The following is a 922-nucleotide window of genomic DNA, read 5'->3' on the forward strand; positions in this document are numbered from 1 at the left end:
TCTAAAACCTTGGCTTGCTTGTCTAAAGTCTGTTCATCTTTCTTGCGCTCAATGAAGCTGACCTCAAAAGAAATCCCATAATTAGTAGGTGTTCCATACAAACGAAGAGCCATCATAGGTTCTGTCACTTGTCCGTCTCTCTGTAGATAGGCCCAGAAATGCGGTCGCAAGCGTTGCGCTTGGTTCATCCACTGACTAGTCTGTTGCAGTTGCCATTCTGGATGACTAGCTTGAAAGGTTTTGGCCAATTCTGTAAAAGACTTCCGAGCCTCTTGACCTTTTTGCCGCAAGGTCAACATCTTTTCTCTTTCATCGCCAGCTTTATCAGGATTACGGTACTGGACTCCTGCAAATGATAGGTATTCTCTAACTGTTTTCAGCATATCTGAATCTTTCCTTTCCTAGCAAAAAATCAGGATGAACCTGATTTTGCTTTGCTTATTCTGCATCTACGACAACATAGCGATTTGGCTCGTCACCTTCAGAGTAACTCGTCACGCCATCCATGCGTGAAATAATGCGATGGATTATCTTGCGTTCGCTATTTGACATTGGATCAGTTTGTTGACTACGCCCTTCCTCTAAAACGCGAGTCGCCAATTTTTGAGCGTAGGTTTGCAAGACTTCTGCACGGTGTTCAACATAATCATTGACATTGATCGTGATGTAGAAGGTTCTTGAATAGCGGTTATAAAGATAATTTTGAGCCAATAGTTGCAAGGCCTTCAAAACTTTACCATGATAACCGATAATACGGCCTGGTTCATTGGTGTCAATTTGAAGATTGATGGTGCGGCGATTGTAGTCGCTTGAAATCGTCCCTTCAACATCCATATCATCTACAATGGTTTGAACGTAGCTAGCTACTTCAGTTGCCACTTGTTCGATGTCATAACTTGGTTCTACTTTCAAGCCTAAATCT

2 pseudogenes are annotated in these 922 nt (G+C 42.4%); both read right to left on the minus strand.

Annotated features, from left to right (window positions below):
- A pseudogene (locus GMD6S_RS09585) lies at window positions 1–383 on the minus strand (HI_0552 family protein); the annotation flags it as partial.
- Between the two features lie 55 nt (window positions 384–438).
- Window positions 439–922 (minus strand): annotated as a pseudogene (gene eloR, locus GMD6S_RS09590) (RNA-binding cell elongation regulator JAG/EloR); the annotation flags it as partial.

The sequence above is a fragment of the Streptococcus sp. GMD6S genome (assembly GCF_000297015.1).